Origin of the sequence: Leekyejoonella antrihumi, from assembly GCF_007845645.1 — a bacterium.
Classification (GTDB): Bacteria; Actinomycetota; Actinomycetes; order Actinomycetales; family Dermatophilaceae; genus Leekyejoonella; species Leekyejoonella antrihumi.
Genome location: NZ_VCQV01000001.1, coordinates 158,465 through 180,280, shown reverse-complemented (window position 1 = coordinate 180,280; position 21,816 = coordinate 158,465). Strand labels below are relative to the sequence as shown.

Annotated in this window: 22 protein-coding genes; 9 read left to right on the top strand and 13 right to left on the bottom strand. The window is 67.1% G+C overall.

Features of this window, described 5'->3' with window-relative positions; genetic code table 11:
* Positions 1-21: 21 nt before the first annotated feature.
* The 3 genes from FGL98_RS00840 to FGL98_RS00830 all read right to left on the bottom strand — a co-directional run bounded on the left by FGL98_RS00840 (position 22) and on the right by FGL98_RS00830 (position 3,762).
* Positions 22-363 carry a chorismate mutase gene (locus FGL98_RS00840; protein ID WP_146314756.1) on the bottom strand — a complete coding sequence of 114 codons (342 nt, stop codon included), beginning with the start codon at positions 361-363 and terminating at the stop codon, positions 22-24.
* Positions 360-2,594: a HelD family protein gene (locus FGL98_RS00835; RefSeq protein ID WP_246136298.1), complete on the bottom strand. Its 2,235-nt coding sequence runs from the start codon at positions 2,592-2,594 to the stop codon at positions 360-362. Before FGL98_RS00835 ends, FGL98_RS00840 begins: the two co-directional genes overlap by 4 nt.
* A 169-nt stretch (positions 2,595-2,763) precedes the next feature.
* Complete coding sequence (locus FGL98_RS00830) at positions 2,764-3,762, bottom strand: helix-turn-helix transcriptional regulator (protein ID WP_186525895.1); 999 nt, start codon at positions 3,760-3,762, stop codon at positions 2,764-2,766.
* 364 nt (positions 3,763-4,126) lie between these two features.
* On the opposite strand from FGL98_RS00830, the gene purD reads away from it, so the two are divergent.
* Complete coding sequence (gene purD, locus FGL98_RS00825; protein ID WP_146314754.1) at positions 4,127-5,395, top strand: phosphoribosylamine--glycine ligase; 1,269 nt, start codon at positions 4,127-4,129, stop codon at positions 5,393-5,395.
* A 54-nt stretch (positions 5,396-5,449) separates the two neighbouring features.
* Here purD and FGL98_RS00820 read toward each other — a convergent pair whose 3' ends face one another.
* A complete protein-coding gene (locus tag FGL98_RS00820; protein ID WP_146314753.1) occupies positions 5,450-6,367 on the bottom strand; it encodes a PDDEXK family nuclease in 918 nt (305 codons plus the stop codon).
* Between the two features lie 214 nt (positions 6,368-6,581).
* On the opposite strand from FGL98_RS00820, the gene FGL98_RS00815 reads away from it, so the two are divergent.
* The 4 genes from FGL98_RS00815 (at position 6,582) to purL (ending at position 10,887) form a co-directional block, all read left to right on the top strand.
* Entirely contained in the window at positions 6,582-7,469 is an 888-nt protein-coding gene (locus tag FGL98_RS00815; RefSeq protein ID WP_146314752.1) for a phosphoribosylaminoimidazolesuccinocarboxamide synthase, read from the top strand.
* 187 nt (positions 7,470-7,656) lie between these two features.
* Positions 7,657-7,917: a phosphoribosylformylglycinamidine synthase subunit PurS gene (gene purS, locus FGL98_RS00810; protein ID WP_146314751.1), complete on the top strand. Its 261-nt coding sequence runs from the start codon at positions 7,657-7,659 to the stop codon at positions 7,915-7,917.
* Positions 7,914-8,585 (top strand): phosphoribosylformylglycinamidine synthase subunit PurQ, encoded by a 672-nt coding sequence (gene purQ / locus FGL98_RS00805; protein ID WP_146314750.1) that lies wholly within the window; start codon positions 7,914-7,916, stop codon positions 8,583-8,585. Before purS ends, purQ begins: the two co-directional genes overlap by 4 nt.
* 19 nt (positions 8,586-8,604) lie before the next feature.
* Entirely contained in the window at positions 8,605-10,887 is a 2,283-nt protein-coding gene (purL, locus tag FGL98_RS00800) for a phosphoribosylformylglycinamidine synthase subunit PurL (protein WP_246136297.1), read from the top strand.
* 18 nt (positions 10,888-10,905) lie between these two features.
* On the opposite strand, the gene FGL98_RS00795 is transcribed toward purL, so the two are convergent.
* Complete coding sequence (locus FGL98_RS00795) at positions 10,906-11,400, bottom strand: MarR family winged helix-turn-helix transcriptional regulator (protein ID WP_146314749.1); 495 nt, start codon at positions 11,398-11,400, stop codon at positions 10,906-10,908.
* Positions 11,401-11,501: 101 nt separating this feature from the next.
* Between FGL98_RS00795 and FGL98_RS00790 the strand changes: the two genes are divergently transcribed.
* Positions 11,502-12,959: an MFS transporter gene (locus FGL98_RS00790; RefSeq protein ID WP_146314748.1), complete on the top strand. Its 1,458-nt coding sequence runs from the start codon at positions 11,502-11,504 to the stop codon at positions 12,957-12,959.
* Positions 12,960-13,086: 127 nt separating this feature from the next.
* On the opposite strand, the gene FGL98_RS00785 is transcribed toward FGL98_RS00790, so the two are convergent.
* From FGL98_RS00785 to FGL98_RS00775, 3 genes are all read right to left on the bottom strand, one after another.
* On the bottom strand, positions 13,087-13,683 hold the full coding sequence (locus FGL98_RS00785; protein ID WP_146314747.1) for a class I SAM-dependent methyltransferase: 597 nt from the start codon (positions 13,681-13,683) through the stop codon (positions 13,087-13,089).
* 122 nt (positions 13,684-13,805) lie between these two features.
* On the bottom strand, positions 13,806-14,228 hold the full coding sequence (locus FGL98_RS00780) for a PPOX class F420-dependent oxidoreductase (protein ID WP_146314746.1): 423 nt from the start codon (positions 14,226-14,228) through the stop codon (positions 13,806-13,808).
* A gap of 18 nt (positions 14,229-14,246) precedes the next feature.
* Positions 14,247-15,068 carry a spermidine synthase gene (locus tag FGL98_RS00775; RefSeq protein ID WP_146314745.1) on the bottom strand — a complete coding sequence of 274 codons (822 nt, stop codon included), beginning with the start codon at positions 15,066-15,068 and terminating at the stop codon, positions 14,247-14,249.
* 43 nt (positions 15,069-15,111) lie between these two features.
* Here FGL98_RS00775 and FGL98_RS00770 point away from each other — a divergent pair, with 43 nt between their 5' ends.
* Positions 15,112-15,516, top strand: coding sequence for a sterol carrier family protein (locus FGL98_RS00770; RefSeq protein WP_146314744.1), 405 nt, complete (start codon positions 15,112-15,114; stop codon positions 15,514-15,516).
* A 39-nt stretch (positions 15,517-15,555) separates the two neighbouring features.
* The gene (locus FGL98_RS00765) at positions 15,556-16,470 is read left to right on the top strand and encodes an LLM class flavin-dependent oxidoreductase (protein ID WP_146314743.1); all 915 of its coding nucleotides are present in this window, start codon (positions 15,556-15,558) and stop codon (positions 16,468-16,470) included.
* Here the strand turns inward: FGL98_RS00765 and FGL98_RS00760 are convergent.
* The 5 genes from FGL98_RS00760 to FGL98_RS00740 form a co-directional block, all read right to left on the bottom strand.
* Complete coding sequence (locus FGL98_RS00760) at positions 16,463-17,458, bottom strand: glycine betaine ABC transporter substrate-binding protein (RefSeq protein ID WP_246136296.1); 996 nt, start codon at positions 17,456-17,458, stop codon at positions 16,463-16,465. The genes FGL98_RS00765 and FGL98_RS00760 overlap by 8 nt on opposite strands.
* A gap of 3 nt (positions 17,459-17,461) precedes the next feature.
* Positions 17,462-18,262 (bottom strand): ABC transporter permease, encoded by an 801-nt coding sequence (locus FGL98_RS00755; protein ID WP_146314742.1) that lies wholly within the window; start codon positions 18,260-18,262, stop codon positions 17,462-17,464.
* Entirely contained in the window at positions 18,259-19,449 is a 1,191-nt protein-coding gene (locus tag FGL98_RS00750) for an ABC transporter ATP-binding protein (protein ID WP_146314741.1), read from the bottom strand. The genes FGL98_RS00755 and FGL98_RS00750 overlap by 4 nt, the downstream gene beginning before the upstream one ends.
* On the bottom strand, positions 19,442-20,083 hold the full coding sequence (locus tag FGL98_RS00745; protein ID WP_146314740.1) for an ABC transporter permease: 642 nt from the start codon (positions 20,081-20,083) through the stop codon (positions 19,442-19,444). Before FGL98_RS00745 ends, FGL98_RS00750 begins: the two co-directional genes overlap by 8 nt.
* A gap of 423 nt (positions 20,084-20,506) precedes the next feature.
* On the bottom strand, positions 20,507-21,445 hold the full coding sequence (locus FGL98_RS00740) for a hypothetical protein (RefSeq protein WP_146314739.1): 939 nt from the start codon (positions 21,443-21,445) through the stop codon (positions 20,507-20,509).
* Between the two features lie 80 nt (positions 21,446-21,525).
* Here FGL98_RS00740 and FGL98_RS00735 point away from each other — a divergent pair, with 80 nt between their 5' ends.
* Complete coding sequence (locus tag FGL98_RS00735) at positions 21,526-21,801, top strand: hypothetical protein (RefSeq protein WP_146314738.1); 276 nt, start codon at positions 21,526-21,528, stop codon at positions 21,799-21,801.
* Positions 21,802-21,816 lie beyond the last annotated feature (15 nt).

The following is a 21,816-nucleotide window of genomic DNA, read 5'->3' as shown; positions in this document are numbered from 1 at the left end:
GCCCTTGCGGTCGCTCGTGACTCAGCGCTCGTCGCGGAGCCGCTCGTGGTGGTGGATCACCTCGTCGATGACGAACCGCAGGAACTTCTCGCTGAACTCAGGGTCCAGGTGGGACGCGGTGGCCAGCGCCCGAAGCCGTCCGATCTGGCGCTCCTCGCGGCTTGGGTCGGCCGGCGGCAGGTCGTGCTCGGCCTTGTACTGACCCACGGCCTGGGTGATCTTGAAGCGCTCCGCCAGCAGGTGGATCAGTGCGGCGTCGATGTTGTCGATCGATTCGCGGTATGACGTGAGGACGGCGTCCGTCGCGACGTCGGGTGTCTCGGTGCTCGCCGCGAGGTGGGCGTCCGGCTCTGGGGCATTCACGATTTCTGTACCTCCACGACGGTCATGCGGTGTGCCGCCCGGGTCAGCGCGACATAGAGCACTCGGATCCCACCGGGGGACTCACGGATGATCTCGGCGGGGTCGACGATGACGGTGCCGTCGTACTCCAGACCCTTGGTCGACATCGGGTCGATGACCAGCGCCCGACCTGGGTCCAGGTCGGTAACCTGACGGACCACGTGGTGGTGCGCTGCGGGCACGACAACGGCCACCGCGCCCTCGACCTCGTCGAGGATTCGCTTGGTCGCATCGACAACGGCATCGGCCAGGCCGGGCCCCGCCACCTCACGCACGATCGGCTCGACACCGGTCTCGCGCACGGCATTCGGGATGTCGGCGTCGGGCACCTCGCGGCGCACAATCTGTGCGGCATAGTCGAAGATCTCGCGCGCGTTGCGGTAGTTGGTGTCCATGTGGAAACGCTGCCGTGCCTTGGCGCCGAAGGCCTCCTCGCGTGCCTTGATCGCCTGTGTCGCGTCCGTCCATGAGCTCTGCGCGGCGTCGCCGACGACGGTCCATGAGGCGCTGCGGCCGCGCCGTCCGATCATCCGCCACTGCATGGGGGAGAGGTCCTGGGCCTCGTCGACGAGGACGTGGGCGTAGTCCCGCCCGCGGTCGATCCGACCCTGCATCAGCAGGTCGAGCGGGTCTCCCGTGACCCGTTCATACAACGGCTCATGCGCCTGCGCTCGTGACCCGGTCACTTGGACCTCGTTGACGCCGTACTCGCTGAGGCTGTCCATCTCCTCGATCTCATAGAAGCCGCGCTCGGCGGGCTCCTCGTCCTGGACGACGCCGAGGCGGCCGGTCAGATCGTCCACAAGGGCGACATCGGCGACCGACCAGCTGCCCTGCTGGAGGGCGCACTGCATGGAGGCATGCAGAACGGCGGCGTCCTGCTCGGGCAACAGCGAGCGGCAGTATCCCGCGCAGCGGTCGGCGTCGGCGAGCCAGATCAGCACCTCACGCGGGTCGATCGGACGCCACCAGTCGCGCAGGAAGTCCCGCACGGCCAGGTGCTCATCCAAGGTCTCTAAGAACTCGGACTTCTCGCCCGAGCGCACCTGCGCCCAGGCGGCCTCCCCGACCGCGGCCCGGGCCGCCTCGAATGCCGAGTTGTGCTGATGGTTGCGCAATACCTGCCGGCGAATCTGCGTCAGCTGGGCGGCATCCAGGCGCACCGGGTGGCCCGCGACCATGACCCGCAGCTGCTGGGTCACCTCAGGGGCGACATCGCGGGCCGCGCGGGCAAGCACCGGGCGGATCGACAGCGACCCCTTGACCCGGGCGGCCTCGGGGTCATCGAGCCGTTCACTCGTCATACCGTCGACCACGTCACCCAGGGACCGCAGGATCACGCTCTCCTCGCCGAGCGATGGCAGGACGCGTTCGATGTAGGCCGTGTAGGAGGCGGATGGGCCGACCACCAGGATGCCCCCGGACTCGAAACGGCGCCGGTCGGAGTAGAGCAGGTAGGCCGCGCGGTGCAGTGCCACCACCGTCTTGCCGGTGCCGGGGCCGCCGGTGATCTCGGTAATGCCGCGGGCGCCGGCGCGGATCGCCTCGTCCTGGTGGCGCTGGATCGTCGCGACGATGTCGCGCATCCGGGTGCCGCGCGTGCGGGTCAGGGCAGCCATCAGCGCACCGTCGCCGACGACCACCATGCCGTCCGGTGCCTCGGGCACCATCAGGTCGTCCTCGACCCCGATGACCCGAGCGTCGCGGCTGCGCAGGACCCGGCGACGCACGACGCCCTCGGGGGAGACCGGGGTGGCGCGGTAGAACGGTGAGGCGGCAGGGGCGCGCCAGTCGACGACCAGTGGTTCGTAGTCGTCGTCCCGCACGCCGATGCGGCCGACGTACCGGACTTCACCGACCTCGCCCTCCCCGTCCTCGTCGACGCCGCGGTCCTGCTCGGAGGCCATGTCGAGTCGGCCGAAGACCAGCCCCTCCCACTGAGTCTCCAGGACCCGGCGTCGGCGACTCGCATTGAAGACCAACGCATCGCGTTCGAAGAGGCCCGTGACCTCCTCGTCGCGGGCGACGCCGGTGCGATCGGTGCGTCCGCGGGACAGTCCCTCGGCCTCGACCATGGCGGCGCGCTGACCGGCCTTGACCAGCTCGGCATACACCCGGTCGACATGCGCCTGCTCATGGGCGATCTCGGCCCGGATCTGCGGCGACTGGTCCGTCGGCGTGTCGATGCTCACGTATCCCCCAGATGGTGGGTCGGCAACGCCTCCTGTATGAGGCGAACGACAAAGTGTAGTCGGGGTTCCCGCGAAGTATCGGAGTGAGGTGCGAACGGTCAATTTCGCGGGGTGGCCCTGGTTGGGGTGGCTCTGCTGGGACGGCTCTCGCCGGCCGACCGGTCGCGGTTCAGAGCAGTCCGTTCCGGGCCGCGAGGACGCCGGCCTGAAAGCGGTTCACGGCATTCAGTCGGTCCAGGATGATGCGGACCCGGCGCTCCACGGTGCGCTGCGAGACGCCCAGTTGGCGGGCGACCGTGGAGTCAGATGAACCAGCCGCGATCAGTCGCAGGATCTCGCGGTCACGCTTGTCGAACGAGTCGTTTTCGCCGGTCGGGGGATCGCCGGCATGCCAGGTCACCCCGAGCTGCCAGGCCCACCGAATGGCGCGAAGGATCGCGGCCGAGCCGGCTCCTGGGGTGAGCGCCAGGCCGATCGACCTGCCGGTGTTGTCCTCGAGGTCGAGGACCGCCATCCCGTTGTCGTTGGCATAGGCGGAGAACGGCAGCGAGCGGGTGAACCGCTGCTCGTCGCCCGCGGCGGCGCGGCGGTCGAGGATGCTGCCCAGCCGGTCGTCCGTCAGGAGCGCGGTGTCGAAGGTCACTTCGACGCGAAGCGGCCGCCCCAGGCTGCTCAGCAGCTGGCGACCGTGACGTTCCGGTGTGGTGGTGAGCAGCATCCGCAGGTAGGGCGAGTTGCTGTGCATCATGTGGACTGATGCGGTCGCACCGGCGATCATCTGTTGCACCGCCGAGTCCACTGCAACGACCGATGTCAGCGCGGTCACGCCGCTGAGTGGCATGGCTGCCGTGGCCTGGCTCTCGGTGTAGATCCGGGCCAGTCCGGGGGCGGAGCTGCGCAGCGACCGCGCGCGCTCCTCCAGGCGGGCGGCCAGCGAGGTCAGGGCAACCTCGGGCGGGATGACCTGCCAGTGTTCGTCGCTGACCGGGTTGACCAGCCCACGCTTGGTGAACTGCTCGAGGGCCGCGCTGACCTCGGCGGCGGAGAAGCCGACCGACTCCAGGTCGTCAGGGGAGATGACGGAGTGACGTAGTGCGGCAAGGTAGATGTCGACGCTCCCGTCGTCCGGGTTTGACCCGATGGCTGAGCTCCCCGGGCGCTCGCGCATCACGGATGCGCGGGAGCGCCGGGTGCGCGGCGCATGACGGGATCGAGGTCTTCCACGGGACGAGCCGGTCCCTGACGAGTGGGTCATCATGCCCCTTTCTGGCGGGTTTCCGACATTGACGGTACCCCGACAGATACCGCGCGACCAATCCCCGGTGGGCATGTCATAGTTGATTCAACGACCTTCGGGTCGTGCGAGTGATGGAAGTGTCGCCGAGTCCCCCCTCCGGCTGACCCCAGAAGCTCGTGGTGGGGCTTCTCCCGGAAGACCTCCCCCCTGACTTTCGGGAGGGCCTCACCGTCTACGTCACCCCACAAAGTTCTCTGCTCCTTCATCGCTTCGACACCCGTTAGGCTCGGGCCCTGTGAAAGCACTCGTGATCGGCTCCGGCGCCCGTGAGCATGCCCTTGTCCGCGGACTTCTCGATGATCCCGAGGTGGAGTCCGTGACCGCCGCACCAGGCAACCCGGGGATCGCCGCTACGGCCCGATGCATACCGCTGCCCAACCAGTCCGACGGCGACGCCATTGCCGCCATTGCCGCATCGGAGGCTGCCGATCTCGTCGTCATCGGACCGGAGGCTCCGTTGGTGGCCGGCGTTGCAGATGTGCTGCGAGACAAGGGCTTCGCGGTCTTCGGGCCGTCTGCTGAAGCCGCGCGACTCGAGGGCAGCAAGGCTTTCGCGAAGGAGATCATGGCGGCCGCCGACGTGCCGACCGCACGCTGCTACGTCTGCACCGATGAGGGCGAGGTGCGGGCAGCGCTGGAGGCGACAGGAGCGCCATACGTCGTAAAGGACGATGGTCTCGCCGCCGGCAAGGGCGTGGTCGTCACACAGGATCCCGATTCCGCGATGGAGCATGCGCAGACGTGCTTCGATGCGGGCAGCGCGGTGGTCGTTGAGGAGTTTCTCGATGGTCCGGAGGTGTCGCTCTTTTGCATCACCGACGGCCACACCGTCGTGCCGCTGGCGCCCGCGCAGGACTTCAAGCGAGTGGGCGACGGAGACGTCGGGCCGAACACGGGAGGCATGGGGGCCTACTCGCCACTGGACTGGGCGCCCAAGGGTCTGGTCGAGGACGTCGTCGGGCGCGTCGCCCAACCGACGATCGACGAGATGGCGCGGCGGGGTCAGCCGTTCTCCGGGGTGCTTTACATCGGTCTCGCCCTGACCTCGAGCGGTCCGCGGGTTATCGAGTTCAACGCCCGGTTCGGCGATCCCGAGACGCAGGTGGTGCTGGCGCGACTGCGCACACCGCTCGGATCGCTGCTGAAGGCTGCAGCCCAAGAGCGGCTGGACGAGGTGGCGCCGTTGCGCTGGCGGCCGGACGCGGCGGTGACCGTGGTCGTGGCAAGTGCTGGATACCCTGCCAAACCGCTGACCGGGGCACCGATCGGCGGACTCGACGGTCCGGACCCGGCATACGTCCTGCACGCCGGCACTGCGGTCGACGCAGATGGCGTGCTGGTGTCGTCTGGCGGGCGAGTGCTGTCCGTCGTGGCGCTCGGGCCCGATCTGGACGCGGCGCGCGCGCGCGCCTACGCCGCCGTCGACGGCATCACGCTGGAGGGGTCGCACCACCGCCGGGACATCGCCTTGAAGGCACAGCGCGGCGAGGTCACCGTCCCCTGACGTCCGCGGGCGGGCCGGGTGTACGGATCGGGAGGACTCGGTGCCGATCGTTCGTCAGGTTCGGCGGTATCCCGGGGATGACACTGACCGCGCACTCATCGAGTCCTCCCGATTCGTACGCTGCTGCACCATCTCCCGGATCCGTTCGCGGACCCAGTCGGGTCGGTACATCACCTGCGTCCAGGTGAAGCGCAGCACGATGACGCCGGCGCAGAGCAGATTGACGTAGCGCTCGCAGTCCCGGTCGAACCCCTTGCGGGTGCCATGGTGCTCGAAGCCTTCCGCTTTGAGCACCAGCCCCAGGCCCTGGTCGGCGAGGTCCACGCGGGCGAACCACTCGTCGCCACGGAACCCCCCCTGCGGCTCGAGATGGAGCGCGACCACATCGACGGCGATGGCGCGCAGCACGGACTCGAGCGGGTTCGCGGCGCGGGAGTCGGCAAGTTGCAGCACCCGTCGCGCGGACCGGCAGTTGCGCCCGCTCACGGTGGCCCGCCGGAGCTCGCCTGGGTCGATGTCGCCGCATCGCAGCGCGGAGTCGGCGATGGCGAGGGCCTCGTCCAGGTGGAGGCTGAGCGCGCAGTCCACGACGGTCCGTTGCGGGCCTGTCACGCCATCGATGACCTCCGCCGGGTCGAGATCCCGCCACGAGACCGCGACACCGCGCTGTTGTATCCAGCTGAGGTGCCGTCCGGCGCGGACTGTCAGCGACGGTTTCTTCGGTTGGTGCTTCGCCGACCAGCCGTAGCGGGCGACTGCGCTCTGATGGCTGACAACACCGCCGAGGGCAAAGGCCGCCTGCAAGTGCTCGACGAGCGATGGAGTCACGTACCGATGCGCCACCCGGACAATGACGCCGTCACGCACCGCGGCGGCCAACCCCCTGCGTCCGGCTGCCGCCTCGAGCTCGGACGCGGTCGCGGCGCCTCCACGTTCGGCCATTGGGGCCCGCAGTCGAAGGTGATCGGCCATGTGCAGCAGCCTGCCCGATCTGGCCGCGCGGCCTCGGAGGTTTTGCACAGGTGTACGGATCGGGAGGACTCGACGGGCGGTCGTTCGACCGGTGCCGCGGCACTCCGGGGTTTCCGAGATCGCGGATTCATCGGGTCCTCCTTGATTCGTACGTTTCACCGAGCTGCGTGGAGCCTGCGAGCAACCGGTGGCAGGGGGCTGCAACAATCTGCCCATGACCTTGGACCTGCCCGGACATGCCCACACCTACTCAGGCAAGGTGCGCGACCTGTATGCGCCGCTCGGTGCCGATGGCCGCCCGCGCAAGGACCAGGTTCTGCTGGTCGCATCCGACCGCATCTCGGCCTACGACTTCATCCTGAACACGCCGATCCCGGACAAGGGCAAGGTGCTCACCCAGCTGTCGTTGTGGTGGTTCGAGCAGCTCGCCGACCTGGCTCCGAACCACATCGTCTCGACCGATGTGCCCGATGCCGTGGCCGGGCGAGCCGTGCTGGTGGAGCGGCTCGCCATGGTCGAGGTGGAGTGCGTGGCCCGTGCCTACCTCACCGGCGGTGGCCTCTCCGAGTACCGCAAGAGCGGCACGGTGAGCGGCGTCGCGCTGCCCGGGGGTCTGGTGGATGCATCGCGGCTCGATCCGGCGATCTTCACCCCGAGCACCAAGGCGCCGTTCGGCCAGCACGACCAGCCGATGCCGTATGCCGATGTGGTCGCCATGGTGGGCGAGGAGAGGGCCGCGCAACTGCGCGACCTGACGGTGCAGATCCTGGCGAAGGGCAACGAGATCGCGGCCGCGCGCGGCATCCTGATCGCGGACACCAAGGTGGAGTTCGGCGTTCGCGAGTCCGGTGAGCTGGTGCTCGCCGACGAGGTGCTGACACCGGACTCCTCCCGTTTCTGGCCGGCGGCGGACTGGGAGCCGGGGCGCACCCAGCAGTCCTACGACAAGCAGTTCGTGCGCGACTGGCTCACCTCGCCGGCCAGTGGCTGGGACCGCACCTCGGGCGAGGAACCGCCCGCCCTGCCCGATGACGTGGTGGAGCAGACGCGCGCCAAGTACGTCGAGGCCTACGAGACCCTCACCGGCCGCACCTTCGCCTAATGCCGAGAGGCATACGTTTACGCCGAGGGGTCCACTTAAGAGGTATGCCGCTCGGGCAGTTGGTATGCCTCTCGGCGCGGAGTGTGCGCCCCCGTAGTCCGCAAGATGGTGGGGCGTTGGAGCACCATGTCGGCGCCGGTAGACTGACGCCGACTCCCGCCGCTCGATCCCCCTTGGAGATGCACTGATGGGACACGTCGTCATCGACGTCATGCCGAAGACCGAGATTCTCGACCCCCAAGGGCAGGCCATCGCCGGTGCGCTGCCCCGCCTGGGCATCGACCAGTTTGCCGATGTCCGTCAGGGCAAGCGGTTCGTGCTCGCGGTCGACGGCGACGTCACGCAGGAGCATCTCGCACAGGCTCGCGCAGCAGCCGAGAAGATGCTCTCCAACCCCGTCATCGAGGACGTCGTCAGCGTCCGTGTCCTGGAGGCGGACGGCCGGTGAAGATCGGCGTCATCACCTTTCCGGGATCCCTGGACGACCACGACGCGATGCGCGCGATCCGCGTCGCCGGCGGTGACGCCGTCTCTCTGTGGCACGGCGACGCCGACCTGCACGGCGTCGACGCCGTCGTTGTCCCAGGGGGCTTCTCCTACGGCGACTATCTGCGCTGCGGTGCCATCGCCAGGTTTGCGCCGGTCATGGACAGGCTCATCCCTGCGGCACAGGGCGGCCTTCCGGTGCTGGGGATCTGCAACGGTTTCCAGGTTTTGTGCGAGTCTCATCTGCTGCCCGGGGCGCTCACCCCTCGCACGGACCAGCGCTTCTACTGCAACGACCAGGTGCTGAAGGTGGAGAGCACCTCGACCGCCTGGACCTCGGCCTACGACGAGGGCGCCGAGATCACCGTCGTCCACAAGAACGGCGAGGGCCGCTTCGTCGCCGACGAGCACACGCTCGACGAGCTCGAGGGGGAGGGCCGTGTCGTCTTCCGCTATGTCGGAGGCAACCCGAACGGCTCCTACCGCGACATCGCCGGAGTGACCAACGAGCGCGGCAATGTGGTCGGCCTCATGCCGCACCCCGAGCACTGTGTGGAGGAGGGCTACGGCCCGAGTCTGGACGGGCTCGCCTTCTTCACCTCTGTCCTGACCGCTGCAGCCGGCGTCTGAAACGAGAGCACCGAAACCGATGAGTGACGACCAGGCCACCATGACCACCGTGCTCGACACCGTTGATGTCGCGCAGACCTCACCCGACGCCGAGCAGCCCTGGCAGGAGCTCGGTCTCAAGCAGGATGAGTACAAGCGCATCCGCGAGATCCTCGAGCGCCGCCCGACAAGCGCCGAGCTGGCCATGTATTCGGTGATGTGGTCGGAGCACTGCTCCTACAAGTCGTCGAAGGTGCACCTGCGCCGATTCGGGGACCTGCCCCAGGAGACGCCACGCGGCAAGCAGCTGGCCGGGATCGGGGAGAACGCCGGTGTCATCGACATCGGTCAGGGCTGGGCGGTGACCTTCAAGATCGAGTCACACAACCACCCGTCCTACATCGAGCCCTATCAGGGTGCGGCAACCGGGGTCGGCGGAATTGTGCGCGACATCATGGCGATGGGCGCCCGTCCGATCGCGATCATGGACCCGTTGCGTTTCGGCCGGATCGACCACCCGGACACTGCCCGTGTGCTGCCGGGGATCGTCGCCGGCGTCGGCGGCTACGGCAACTGCCTCGGTCTGCCCAATATTGGCGGAGAGCTCGTATTCGACGAGTGCTACCAGGGCAATCCGCTGGTCAATGCCCTGTGCGTGGGATCACTACGCCACGAAGACCTGCACCTGGCCAACGCTTCGGGCGTCGGTAACAAGATCGTGCTCTTCGGCGCGAAGACCGGCGGCGACGGCATCGGCGGGGTGTCCGTGCTTGCCTCGGAGACGTTCGACGCCGATGGCCCCACGAAACGGCCGGCTGTGCAAGTGGGAGACCCCTTCGCCGAGAAGGTGCTGATCGAGTGCTGCCTCGACCTCTACCATGCCGGCGTGGTCGAAGGGATCCAGGACCTCGGCGGTGCCGGACTCTCCTGTGCAACCAGTGAGCTCGCGTCAGCCGGCGACGGCGGTATGTCGATTGAGCTGGACCGGGTGCCGCTGCGAGACTCCTCTCTGCGCGCCGAGGAGATCCTCATGTCCGAGTCGCAGGAACGCATGATGGCGGTGGTCGCACCGGCGCAGCTGGATGCGTTCCTCGAGATCACCGAAAAGTGGGATGTCGAGGCGACTGTGCTCGGTGAAGTCACCGACGGCGAGCATCTGGTGATCACCTGGCACGGCGAGACGATCGTCGATGTGCCGCCGCGCTCGGTCGCGCACGATGGCCCGGTCTATCAGCGCCCGATGGAGCGTCCCGCGTATCTCGAGGAGCTGCAGGCCGACTCGACCGCACGACTGGATCGTCCAGCCTCCGACGAAGAGCTGCGTGCACAGCTGCTGCAGGTCCTCGGATCGCCGAACGTGTGCGACAAGTCATGGGTCACCGACCAGTACGACCGGTACGTGCGCGGCAACACCGCCCAGGCGATGCCCGCCGACGCGGGGATCGTCCGGGTCGATGAGGAGTCCGGTCTCGGAGTCGCACTCGCAACGGACTGCAACGGCCGATTCGCCAAGCTCGACCCGTATGCCGGTGCGCAGCTGGCTCTGGCAGAGGCCTACCGGAACGTGGCAACCACCGGGGCGCAGCCGCTGGCGGTCTCCGACTGCCTCAACTTCGGCTCTCCGGAGGACCCGGGTGTCATGTGGCAGTTCTCCCAGTCGGTCGACGGACTGACCGACGCCTGCCGCGAGCTCGGCATCCCGGTCACCGGCGGAAATGTGTCGTTCTACAACCAGACCGGGGACACGGCGATCCATCCGACCCCGGTGATTGCCGTCCTCGGTGTCCTGGACGACGTTTCCCGGCACGCATCGAGCGGATGGCAGCAGACCGGTGAGCCGGTATACCTGCTGGGCGAGGCGCGCGACGAGCTGGACGGGTCACAGTGGTCCGCAGTCGTGCACCAGCACCTTGGCGGTACGCCACCGCAGGTCGATCTCCGCGCAGAGAAGGGTCTCGCGGAGGCACTGCGGGAGGCGGTGGCCGGCGGCGCAATCAGCTCGGCTCATGACGTGTCCGACGGCGGACTGGGCGTGGCACTGGCGGAGTCGGCGATGGCGCACGACATCGGCGCTGTCATCAACCTTCCGGGTGCGGCATTCGTCGATCTCTTCTCCGAGTCGACCGGGCGAGTTGTCGTGACCGTGCCGGACGGCGAGGGATCCTCGCTCGAGGCGGCCTGCGTTCGTTACGACGTGCCGTTTGCGAAAATCGGTGTCACCGGGGGAGATTCGCTCGTGATTACTGATCGGTTCGAGGTTCCAATCGCCGATCTGCGCGAGACTCACCAGGCAACCCTTCCCCTGGCCCTCGACGGCCGGTAGGCCCGAGGGCCACGGGCCCTAGCGCTCGGGGCGCGGCCACGGGACGCCTTCGAGTCGCTCGATGTCCTGGTTGAAGCGAGTCAAGAGGTTGCACAGTCGATCTCGGTCCTCGCCTGTCCAACCCTCTACGACGTGCGTGAGCCCCTGCGCGCTCTGGGTCCGGTCGGTGTGGAGCTGCTCCAGCCCGAGGTCGGTGGGCTGCACCTTGCGGGCGACGCCGCCCTCCGGGTCGAGCACGTAGTCGACGAGCTGTTTGCGCACGAGCGCGCCCACCTGACGGTTGATCGTGGACAGATCGAGACGGAACGCCGCTGCCAGCTCCTTCAGACTCATCGGTGACTCCAGCTCCAGCCTGCTGAGCAGCACGTATGCGGACAGGTCCAGCAGCTGGTGCGGGCGGTTCTTGCGGGTATGCACGTAGTGCCGCGAAAGCACCGTGAGCTCGTACTCGAGGTCCTGCACGACGGCACCGACCGGCGCTGTGGGCGGCGGCTGAGAGTTCCTGGCGATCATGTGACCCATTGTGCCTGGTCCGACATCAATTGTGCATCATGCACAAAGTATGTAATATGCACACGTTCTCTCTCTTCCCCCCTTCCTCGTTCGGAGAATCTATGTCGACTGCCGCCCAGACCCACGGCCCGGTGTCCGCCCGGCCGCCGGCGCTGGTGATCACGGTGCTCGGCTTCTGCGGCATCGTCGTCGCGCTGATGCAGACACTCATCGTGCCGTTGGTGCCGATCCTTCCGCGCATCCTGCATGCCTCACCCGCCAACGCATCCTGGGCGATCACGGCAACGCTGCTCAGCGGCGCGGTCGTCACTCCCATTGCTGGTCGGCTCGGCGACATGTTCGGCAAGCGCAGGATCTTGCTCATCAGTTTGGCTGCGCTCATCGTCGGCTCGGTGATCTGCGCGCTTGGTACGACCTTGATACCGGTCGTGGTGGGACGGGTCCTGCAGGGCGCCGCGACGGGGGTGATCCCGCTCGGCATCAGCATCATGCGTGACGAGCTTCCGGCCGAACGCGTCGGCTCGGCCATGGCCATCATGAGTGCGACGCTCGGTGTAGGCGGGGCGATTGGTATGCCTGTCGCGGCAGTCATCGCGGAGAAGGCCGACTGGCACACGCTTTTCTGGGTGTCCGGGGGTCTCGGGGTGCTGAGCCTGCTGGTCGTGATCACCCTGATCCCTGAGTCGTCGGTGACCTCGCGTGGCTCGTTCGACTACCTGGGCGCGGTCGGGCTGAGCGCCGCACTGGTGGCACTGCTGCTTGCCATCACCAAGGGGAACGACTGGGGTTGGTCCTCCGACCTCACGCTCGGCCTTCTTGCGGCATCAGTGGTCCTTCTTGTGCTCTGGGGCGCATACGAGCTGCGCCGGACGCAGCCACTCGTGGATCTTCGGGTGTCCGCCCGTCGACAGGTCCTCTTCACCAATCTCGCATCCGTCGCGGTCGGATTCGCCATGTATGGCATGTCGCTGATCCCGTCGCAGATCCTGATGGCGCCGAAGGCCACCGGGTACGGCATGGGCCTGTCGATGGTGCAGGCCGGCCTGATGCTGACTCCGAGCGGACTGGCCATGTTTGCCCTCTCGCCGATGTCGGCCAGGATCTCGGCCCGCAGCGGCCCGCGGACCTCCCTGCTGACCGGTGCGCTGGTCATCATGGTCGGCTACATCCTGACTCTGGTGCTCCGGGACAACCCCGCGGAGCTGATGGTCGCGATGATCGTGGTCGGCGGCGGCATCGGCATCGCGTATGCCGCGATGCCGGCGCTGATCATGAGTTCCGTTCCGTTGCACGAGACTGCCGCGGCCAATGGCCTCAACTCGCTGATGCGCGCTGTCGGTACTTCCTTGTCGGCAGCGGCGATCAGCGTGGTGCTCGCGGCCAGGACCATGAGTCTCGGTCCGGCGAAAGTACCGGCGGGGTCCGGGTTCACGATTGCCATCTGGATCACGATCGTCGCCTGCGCGCTGACCATCGGGCTTACCCTGTTGATCCCCTGCCGTGCGTCGGAGGCGGCGCCGGTGCTGGTCGAGGCCGAGTCCGAACCGGTCGCCGGCTGACGAGGGTCCCGCCCCGGCATACCTCCTCAAATAATGCTCTGTCGGCCCAAAGGCGCAGGTATACCTGCACCTTTGGGCCGAAAGCGCACAACGGGACAGTGCTAGTTCACGGGTGAACAGTCGAGATTCAGACCGCGCGTCGGGCTACCAGTACGTCGTCCCGAACATGTCGCCGCTCCTCCGGTGTCGTGCTGCTGCGCGGTCGGACCTCCTGAGTCACGACGGTCCAGCTGTCGTCGAGGAGCTGGGCGATCTCGGTCGGCTGGTAGTAGTCCGCCGGGTCGAACATGTGCATCCCGTGGTGCACGAGGTCGTCGAGGTAGTGGCTGACGACCAGCAGGGTGCCGCCGGGTGCAACGGCATCCAGCAGTCCCGTCAGCGCGGCGTGATCGTCCTGGTGGGGGAGTGGGAAGTACTGTGCCGACACGAGGTCGAACGCCCGCGATGCAGGTGGCGTGCCGATGAGGTCGCCGCGGGTCCACGTCACCAGGTTGCCACTGTCCGCCCGGTGTGCGCGATCGATGGCGACCTGGGAGATGTCGACGGAGGCGACCTGCCACCCGCGCCGGGCGAGCCAGATGGCGTCGGCCCCCTCGCCGCACCCGACGTCGAGCGCCCGGCCCGGATTCAGGTCGGAAACCTCCGCGACCAGCGCGCCGTTCGGGGACCCGGTGAACAACTGTTCCTCGCTGGAGTAGAGCTCATCCCATTCAGCCTGGCTCATCAGTCCTACTTTCGTTGTTGCTGCCGGCGAGGTCGCCTGGCATCTGTTGCCACTGTGCACCGGCACGAAGAGTGACTGCAAGCCACCTTGCTGGAATGGCAAATTTGCGCTCCTCGCCTTCATCACCGTGCGGAGCCGTAGAGGTGGGTCAGTTTGAGGTGCAGGGGAAGACGCTTGTCGTCGACCATGGCCTGGCGGAACTCGTCCCAGTCGGAGTGCTCACCCTGAACCCGACGGAAGATGTCGACGAGCTCATCCACGCTGGCGTCATCGGTCCGCTCACAAACGGGCAGCAGGGTCGCGTCGGCGTCGGCCACGGCATACGACCACCCGTCGTCACTGCGGATCATCAGCGTGGCGCGCGGATCACGTCGCAGGTTGGCGGTCTTTGCGCGGTCTGCGGTGATGGATACGCGCACCAGGTCCTGCACGCGGTCGTAGGCATAGCTGACCAGCGACATCTGGGGCCGCCCGTCTCGTTTGATCGTGGCCAGCGTGAGCAGCCCGCCTGACGCGATGAGGTTGCGGAGTGAGTCATCAGACATGAGAGAGCCTTTCGCGGATCATCGGATGCGCCATCTCCCGGGGTCGGGCGGTGGCGGGGACAGCATGCTGTCGTGGCTGGTCAGCGGTCGCGCCGACAGCCGAAGGCGCTCGAGTGGCCCACCGGATCGCACACCGGTCGGAAAGGGCGACCGAGCCGCGAGGCGCCGGAGCTGGTCGACATCGAACGGACTGCCGCCAGCGACCACCACATAGTTGCCGAATCGCTTGCGCTTCAGCAGTTCATGGGTGGCGATGATCGCAAGATGGGGCAGCGCCGTATGCAGGGTCGCCAGCACCCGCGCGAGGTAGCGCTGGTCGGGTTCGTCGGCGAGATTGAGCAGCGCGAGCCCTTCGGGGCGAAGGACCTCTGCGACTCGACCGAGCGTCTCGACCGTGGTCAGCGGCGCCGGAACCCGGCCCTCGGCATACGCATCGAGCACGAAGGCGTCGGCCGACTGCGGCTTGAGTCCATCGAGCCCCACGAGAGCATCCAGGGCACGCACCCGGATGCGATGTCCGCGGGCGAGTGGCAACTCACGGCGGACCGCCTCGGTCAGTGCAGCATCCGGATCCAGCACGATCTGTGGGGAGCCGGGGCGAGTGTGTTGGACGTAGCGGGGCAGGGTCATGCCGGCACCGCCGGCGTGAGTCACGGCGATCGGCCCATCGGGTAGCAGGTCGAGCGCGTGCGCCAAGTGCTGGACGTACTCGAAGGCCAGCATGGCGGGGTCGTCCAGATCGACGTACGACTGCGGATGACCGTCGCAAACGACGGTGACGCCGCCACGCTCATCGGTGACGAAGGCGAAGGTGCCGTCGTCTGCGGGGGCATCGTCCATGTCATCCAGCGTAGAGGGCGCGGCGGACGACGATAGTGGCAAGATGGCAGTCGACCCATCTGTGAGAGGAGCCGGTGACGTGCGCCGTCGGATCGATCCGGTTGCCGGTCGCCATGCCGTCCTTGTCTGGCACGGTGATCCGGGAGCTGCGGATCGCAGCACGTTGGCAACGGCGGTGCGCTACACCCTCGAAGAGCTTGAGCTGCAGGCCCCCGGCCGTTCCGTCGAAGTGCGGGTCCCGCCCTTCGGCGCGGTGCAGGTGATCAGCGGTCCGACCCACCGTCGCGGAACGCCCCCGAATGTTGTTGAGCTGCAGGCCGGCTCGTGGCTCAGCCTGGTGGTCGGTGATCTGACCTGGGCCGACGCCGAGGAGCGCGGGCTCGTGATGGCTTCGGGTGGCCGAGCCGACCTCACCGCATACCTGCCCCTGATCCCCCATCTGTCCTGACCCGGGCGCAGGGCCGTCCAACAACGAAGGGAGCACGAAGTGCGTTGTGGAGTGGTGATCCTCCCGGAGTCGCGCTGGGAGCAGCAGGAGGCGATCTGGGGGCGGGCTGAGCGCCTCGGGTTCGACCACGCGTGGACCTACGATCACCTGGTCTGGCAGGGCCTGCCCGACGCCCCATGGTTCGGCACGATGCCCACGCTGACCGCGGCTGCGACGGTCACGTCGTCGATCGGGCTCGGCACCTTTGTGTCCTCACCCAACTTCCGGCACCCGGTGAGCTTCATGCGCGACATCCTCGCCGTGGACGACATCTCCGCCGGACGGTTCATCTGTGGTCTCGGCGTCGGCGGAGACCTGGATGCACGCATCCTCGGCGGAGCCGAGCTCACGACACGTGAGCGCGTGGACCGGTTTCAGGAGTTCGTCCCGCTGCTGGATCGGCTGTTGCGAACCGACCATGTCACCGTCCAGGGCGTCTACTTCTCCGCCGAGGATGCTCGCAACCTTCCTGGGACGGTGCAACTCCCGCGGGTGCCCTTCGTGATCGCGGCAAACGGGCCGCGTAACCTCACCCTTGCCGCGCGCTATGGGCAGGGGTGGGTCACCACGGGGCGCGGCGGCGACAGCGACGAGCAGTGGTGGGCAGGGGTCCGCGAGCTGAGGGATCGGCTGGACGCCGAGCTGGACCGGATTGGGCGAATACGAGATTCGATGGATCGCTACCTTAGTGCGGATGCGAGCGGCACTGCTGCTCTGCAGAGCGTCGATCGATTCGTCGAGGTGGCCGGCCGTGCCGCCGAGCTCGGGTTCACCGATATCGTCACGCACTGGCCGCGTGCCGAGGGCGTGTATGCCGAGAGTCTCGACGTGCTCGAGAGCGTCGCCGCGGATGTTCTGCCCGGACTCTCATCCGCACCGGGTCGGCTGCAGGATGGGCCGCCCACCGCTACTTGATGAAGCCTTCCTTGTGCAGCCACTTGTCGGCGACACTGACCGGTTCCTTGCCATCGACGTCGACCTGGGCGTTCAAGTCGATCATGACGGCGTTGTCGATCTTCTGCGCCACCGGCTCGAACAGATCCTCCAGTTGGGGATACTTCTTGAACGCCTTCTCCGTGAGCACGGGTGCCACGTTGTAGAGCGGGAAGAAGTGCTTGGGGTCCTGCAGGACAGTGAGGTGCAGGGCCTTGATCCGGCCGTCCGTGGTGAAGATCTCACCGAACGTGCAGAGACCGTTGTTGGTTGCGGCGTAGATCGCGCCGGTGTCGAGGGTCTTGACGTTCTTGCGGGGTATCGAGGTGCCGAGCTGCAGACCGTAGGCCTTCAGCATCGGCTGAAATCCGTCGCTGCGGTTGGCGAACTCCGACTCCACGCAGAAGGTGCGCTGGGCCACCGGGACCTTCTTGATGTCGGCCAACGACTTCAGGTGGTACTTCAGTCCCACGGACTTCTTGACGGCAAAGCTGTAGGTGTTGTTCTCAGGAGACGGCTTGAGCCAGACCAGCTTGTTCTGCTTGAGGTCCTGGTCCCGGACCGCTTCCCATTGCTTGGTGGAGTTGTCGATCGGCTTGGAGTGACCCATGTAGGCGATCCACGCGGTCCCGGTGTACTCCCACTCCATCTGCACCTGACCCTGCAGCTGGGCCTGCCGCGCGCTGGAGCTGCCAGGAATGTCGGTGAAGTCCTTGACGTTTGCGCCCGCAGACTTGAGCAGGATGACTGCCATCTTTCCGAGTATCAGCTGTTCGGTGAAGTTCTTGGAGCCGACGGCAATGGTTGCGCCGTCGAGGGGCTTCACCTTGGCCAGTGGCCCGCTGAGGGTGCCGGATGGTGCGAACCCTCCGCCCGTGCCGAGGCCGCAGCCGGTCAGGGCCATGGCACCGACCGCGACGGAGGCCAAGGCGGCCCGGCGTCGCGCGAGCCTACGGGGTGAGCGCGGCACGATTCACATTCCCTTCGGGGTGGCGGCGGTCTCCAGCACACGGCCCAGCCAGTCGAAGATCAGGGCGAGAAGCGCGATGAGCAGAGCGCCACTGATCAGGATCGGGTAGCGGAAGAGCGTAATGCCAGTGGTGATCAAGGCGCCCAGGCCACCGGCATTGATGAATGTCGCGAAGCTCGCCGTGCCGACGAGCAGGACCAGCGCGACTCGGACTCCGGCCATGATCACCGGGATCGCGAGCGGCAGCTCGATGCGACGAAGCACGGCAAACTGCGACAGACCCATGCCTCGGGCCGCTTCGACAAGGTTCGGGTCGACCTGCTGCAGACCGACGATCGTGTTGCGCAGCACCGGAAGGAACGCATAGAGACCGAGCGAGAGCACGGCCGTCCAGAACCCGAAGCCGATCCAGATCGCAAGCAGCACGATCACGCCGATCACGGGTGCAGCCTGGCCGGCATTGGCGACGGCGGCAACTGGGGGAGCCAGCCGCCGAAACTTCGGTCGGGTCAAGATGATTCCGATTGGAACCGCGGTGACCAGCACAGCGATGGCGGCGACGACTGTCAACTTGACGTGTTGCCAGGTGAGTTCACCGATCACGCTCCAGGCGAGCTGGCGCTTCTCTATCGGACCCAAGATTGCGGTCTGGCGCCAGAGGACCCAGGCGGCAAAGACGACAATGACCAGTAGGGGCAGACCAAGCAGCATGCCGAGGTCCTCACGCCCCAGTCTGCGACGCCTGCCGGTGCGCGCGGGTGTACCGGCTTCGGCCCGGGCCGGATCCTCGACCTGGGTGCTCATCGGGCGTCCTCGGATACCGCCTCCGCGGCGGCCTTCTCGGTGGCACGCATGTGGTCGGTGACCGAGGTGAACGTCGTCACCCCGAGATATTCCTCGCGTCGGCCGGTGACGATGACTCCGTCGTGCGACGAGACAAGCATGGAGTCGAGCGCATCGTTGAGAGTGGCCTTCCTGTCGATGGTGATCAGCCGGGTGTCCTCGGTGCCTGGCACCGCGTCGGAGCGCAGCTCCCGTAGCCAGGACCAGGCGATCGGGCGGCGGCGCTTGTCCAGGACGATGACGGAGGCGTCGCCGGCCGCACGGGTCCGCTCGATGACGTCCTTGGTGGGTTCGCCCACGGTTGCCGTCGACTGCTTGCTGAGCTCGAGCTCCTGGACCCGGGTGAGGCTGAGTAGCTTGAGGGACGAACCGGATCCGACGAAGTCCTCAACGAACTCGTTGGCAGGCTGCGCGAGGATGACGTCCGGGGTGTCGTACTGTGCGACCTCCGCGCCTTCCTGCAGGATCAGGATGCGATCACCCAGCTTGAGTGCCTCGTCGATGTCATGGGTGACGCAGACTATGGTCTTGCGCAACTCATCCTGGATGCTCATCATCTCGTCCTGAAGGCGCTGTCGAGTGATCGGGTCAACGGCACCGAACGGTTCATCCATGAGGAGTACCGGCGGGTCCGCAGCCAGGCCGCGCGCCACGCCTACCCGCTGTTGCTGACCACCGGACAGCTCCCGGGGGTAGCGGTCGCGATATCGTCCCGGCTCGAGTCCGACGAGGTCGAGCAGCTCGTCCACCCGGTCGGCAATGCGGGCCTTCTTCCACCGGAGCAAGCCGGGGACGACGGCGATGTTCTCGGCGACGGACATGTGCGGGAACAGCGATCCACCCTGGATGACGTAGCCGATGCCACGACGAAGGTCATCGACGTTCTTGGCGCGAATGTCCTCCCCGTTGATGGTGATCGTGCCGGAGGTCGGTTCGATCAGCCGGTTGATCATCTTCAGCGAGGTGGTCTTGCCGCAACCGGACGGGCCGACGAACATGACCGTTTCGCCGGCAGGGATGGTCAGGCTCAGGCCGTCGACTGCCGGCTTGCCCTGGCTCGAGTAGCGCTTCGTGACGTCCGTAAGGGTCAGCTCGGCACCGCTGACGGAGGTATCTGGAGTGCTCTGGGTGGTGACGGTCTCAGACACGGATTCCTCTCGAGATGGTTACGCGCCCCAGAAGCAGAAGGAGCGCGTCGAGAATCAGGGCCAGAATGACCACCCCGATGGTGCCCACCAGCGTGTAGTTCAACGCGTTGGCACCGCCGATCTGAGTCAGACCGGTGAAGATATAGGCGCCGAGGCCAGGGCCAAGAGCGTAGGCAGCGATGGCCGCGACCCCCATCGACATCTGCGTGGAGACCCGCAGCCCGGCAAGGGTGACGGGCCATGCGAGTGGCAGGCGAACCCGAAAAAATACCCGAATCGTGCTCATGCCCATGCCCCGCGCCGACTCCACGAGGGCTTTGTCGACCCCGTCCAGGCCTACGACGGCATTGCGCAGGATCGGCAAAGTGGCATAGAAGGTCACCACGATCACCGAGGGGACCGCACCGATACCGACGAGCGGGAGGACCAGACCCAGCAGCGCGAACGACGGGATCGTCAAGCCTACGGAGGAAATCGCGTTGGCAACGGGCTCGAGCCGGCGATAGGTGGTCACCAAGACCGCGACGGCCATCGCGATGATCATCGCGAGGATCACCGACTGGATCACCAGGCTCACGTGCTGATAGGACCGAAATGCCACATCCTGCCAACGGTCGCTGATGAACTGCCACACGTCGGTGGCCTCCTCGAGGTTGTTTCCGTTGACCTTGTTTACCAGGTTTTGCCGCCATCCGCTGGCGTCCGTGTCGTGCGTCGTCCGCGCACGGGCGGGTTAATACCACGAAACACGGCGGTGATTCGAATGTGTGCCGACTATTTTTGTTGGGGCACCTTGAAGCCGTGTGGCTTGCAGCTCAGCTCGACTGTCCCCCAATGGAACCCGCAGCGTGTCGGCCGTGGTGTATGACGGGTGAATAGGGTGCGCGGCAGGGAGGGCCCGCCCTCGAACGTAGTGGGATCCACTTGCCGGGTGGCGATCTCAATATGTGGGCAGAGTCGAATCGGTCGGTTCGCGCCAGGTCGCGGCGTTGCCGCAAATGGGCGTCGCTGGTGTCGATATGCGGGCAACCCTCGGCGCGTCACGGCGCCCGGTCGGTCAGTCGAGCCCTTCGAGCGGAAGGGGTGGGGTGTCCCAGTCGTCGCCGGACGAGGTGGCGGCGGGTGTGGCGGGCTCGGGCGGTGGTGCGGTGTGGTCCGTGCTGGCCTTGTCCGGGGCCGGCTCGTTCGTGGTCGGTGGTTCGGCTGGGGTGGTGGCCGGCTCGTCGAGGGCCGGGGGTGGGGTGTCCCAGTCGTCGCCGTTGGAGGTGGCGGCGGGTGTGGCGGGCTCGGGCGGTCGTGCGGTGTGGTTCGTGCTGGCCTTGTCCGTGCTGGCCTTGTCCGGGGAGGGTTCGTTCGGGGCCGGCTCGTCGAGGGCCGGGGGTGGGGTGTCCCAGTCGTCGCCGTTGGAGGTGGCGGTGAGTGTGGCGGGTTCGGGCTGCTTGGGCGTGGTGTCCGGCTCCCGCGGGGCGGACTGGGCCGGCTCGTCGTCGAGGGCGGGTGGGGGTGCGTCCCAGTCGTCGGTGCTGGCGGTGGTGGTCGCGGGGGGTGCTGGCTGTTGGGGTGCGGCCTCGTCCTCGTTGAGGGTGGGTGGGGGTGCGTCCCAGTCGTCGGTGCTGGCGGTGGTGGTCGCGGGGGGTGCTGGCTGTTGGGGTGCGGCCTCGTCCTCGTTGAGGGTGGGTGGGGGTGCGTCCCAGTCGTCGGTGGCCGACGTCTCCGGGGCGCTCGGTGCCTCACTCGACGTGGCGGAGGACTCCTTGGTGGCGACTGCAGCGGCTGCGCCACCGGCCGCCGCTGCACCTGCTCCGACGGCGAGGGTTTTCTTCGCGCTCGTCGAGGAGACTCCTTCGGAGGCCTCCTGCTCTGCGGACCCGCTGAGCTTGCGCTCTGCATTGACACCGTGGATGCCGACCGAGCCGCCGCGCTTCGGGTCGCGGAGCAACCACCAGAGCAGGAGGACGAGCACGACAATGATGATGAGTAGGACGACCCATGTCATTGGGGGAACACCTTCTGTGCAGACGTCGTAACTACAGGACTAGTGGCAACCCTAGCGGGAGGCTGACTTACGGTAGGGGTGTGCCAGACGAACGCAGACCCAAGGAAACGGCCAGGGACACGCTGGTCCCGCGGCGTCGGGTGCGGCGTGCGCCCAACCTGGTGGCCTTTCTCCTCACCGGCGGTGTCATCGGTGTGATCGTCGGAGCGGTGATTGCCGCGGTGGGGGCCGACTCCGCCACGTCGAACTACTCGCACTCGACCTCAATCGGTTTCTTTGCCGTGATCTTCGGCGCGCTCGGCGTGCTGGTCGCGGCCGTTGTGGCGCTGATCATCGAGAAGGTCATGACGCGCTGACTGCGCACTCAGCGA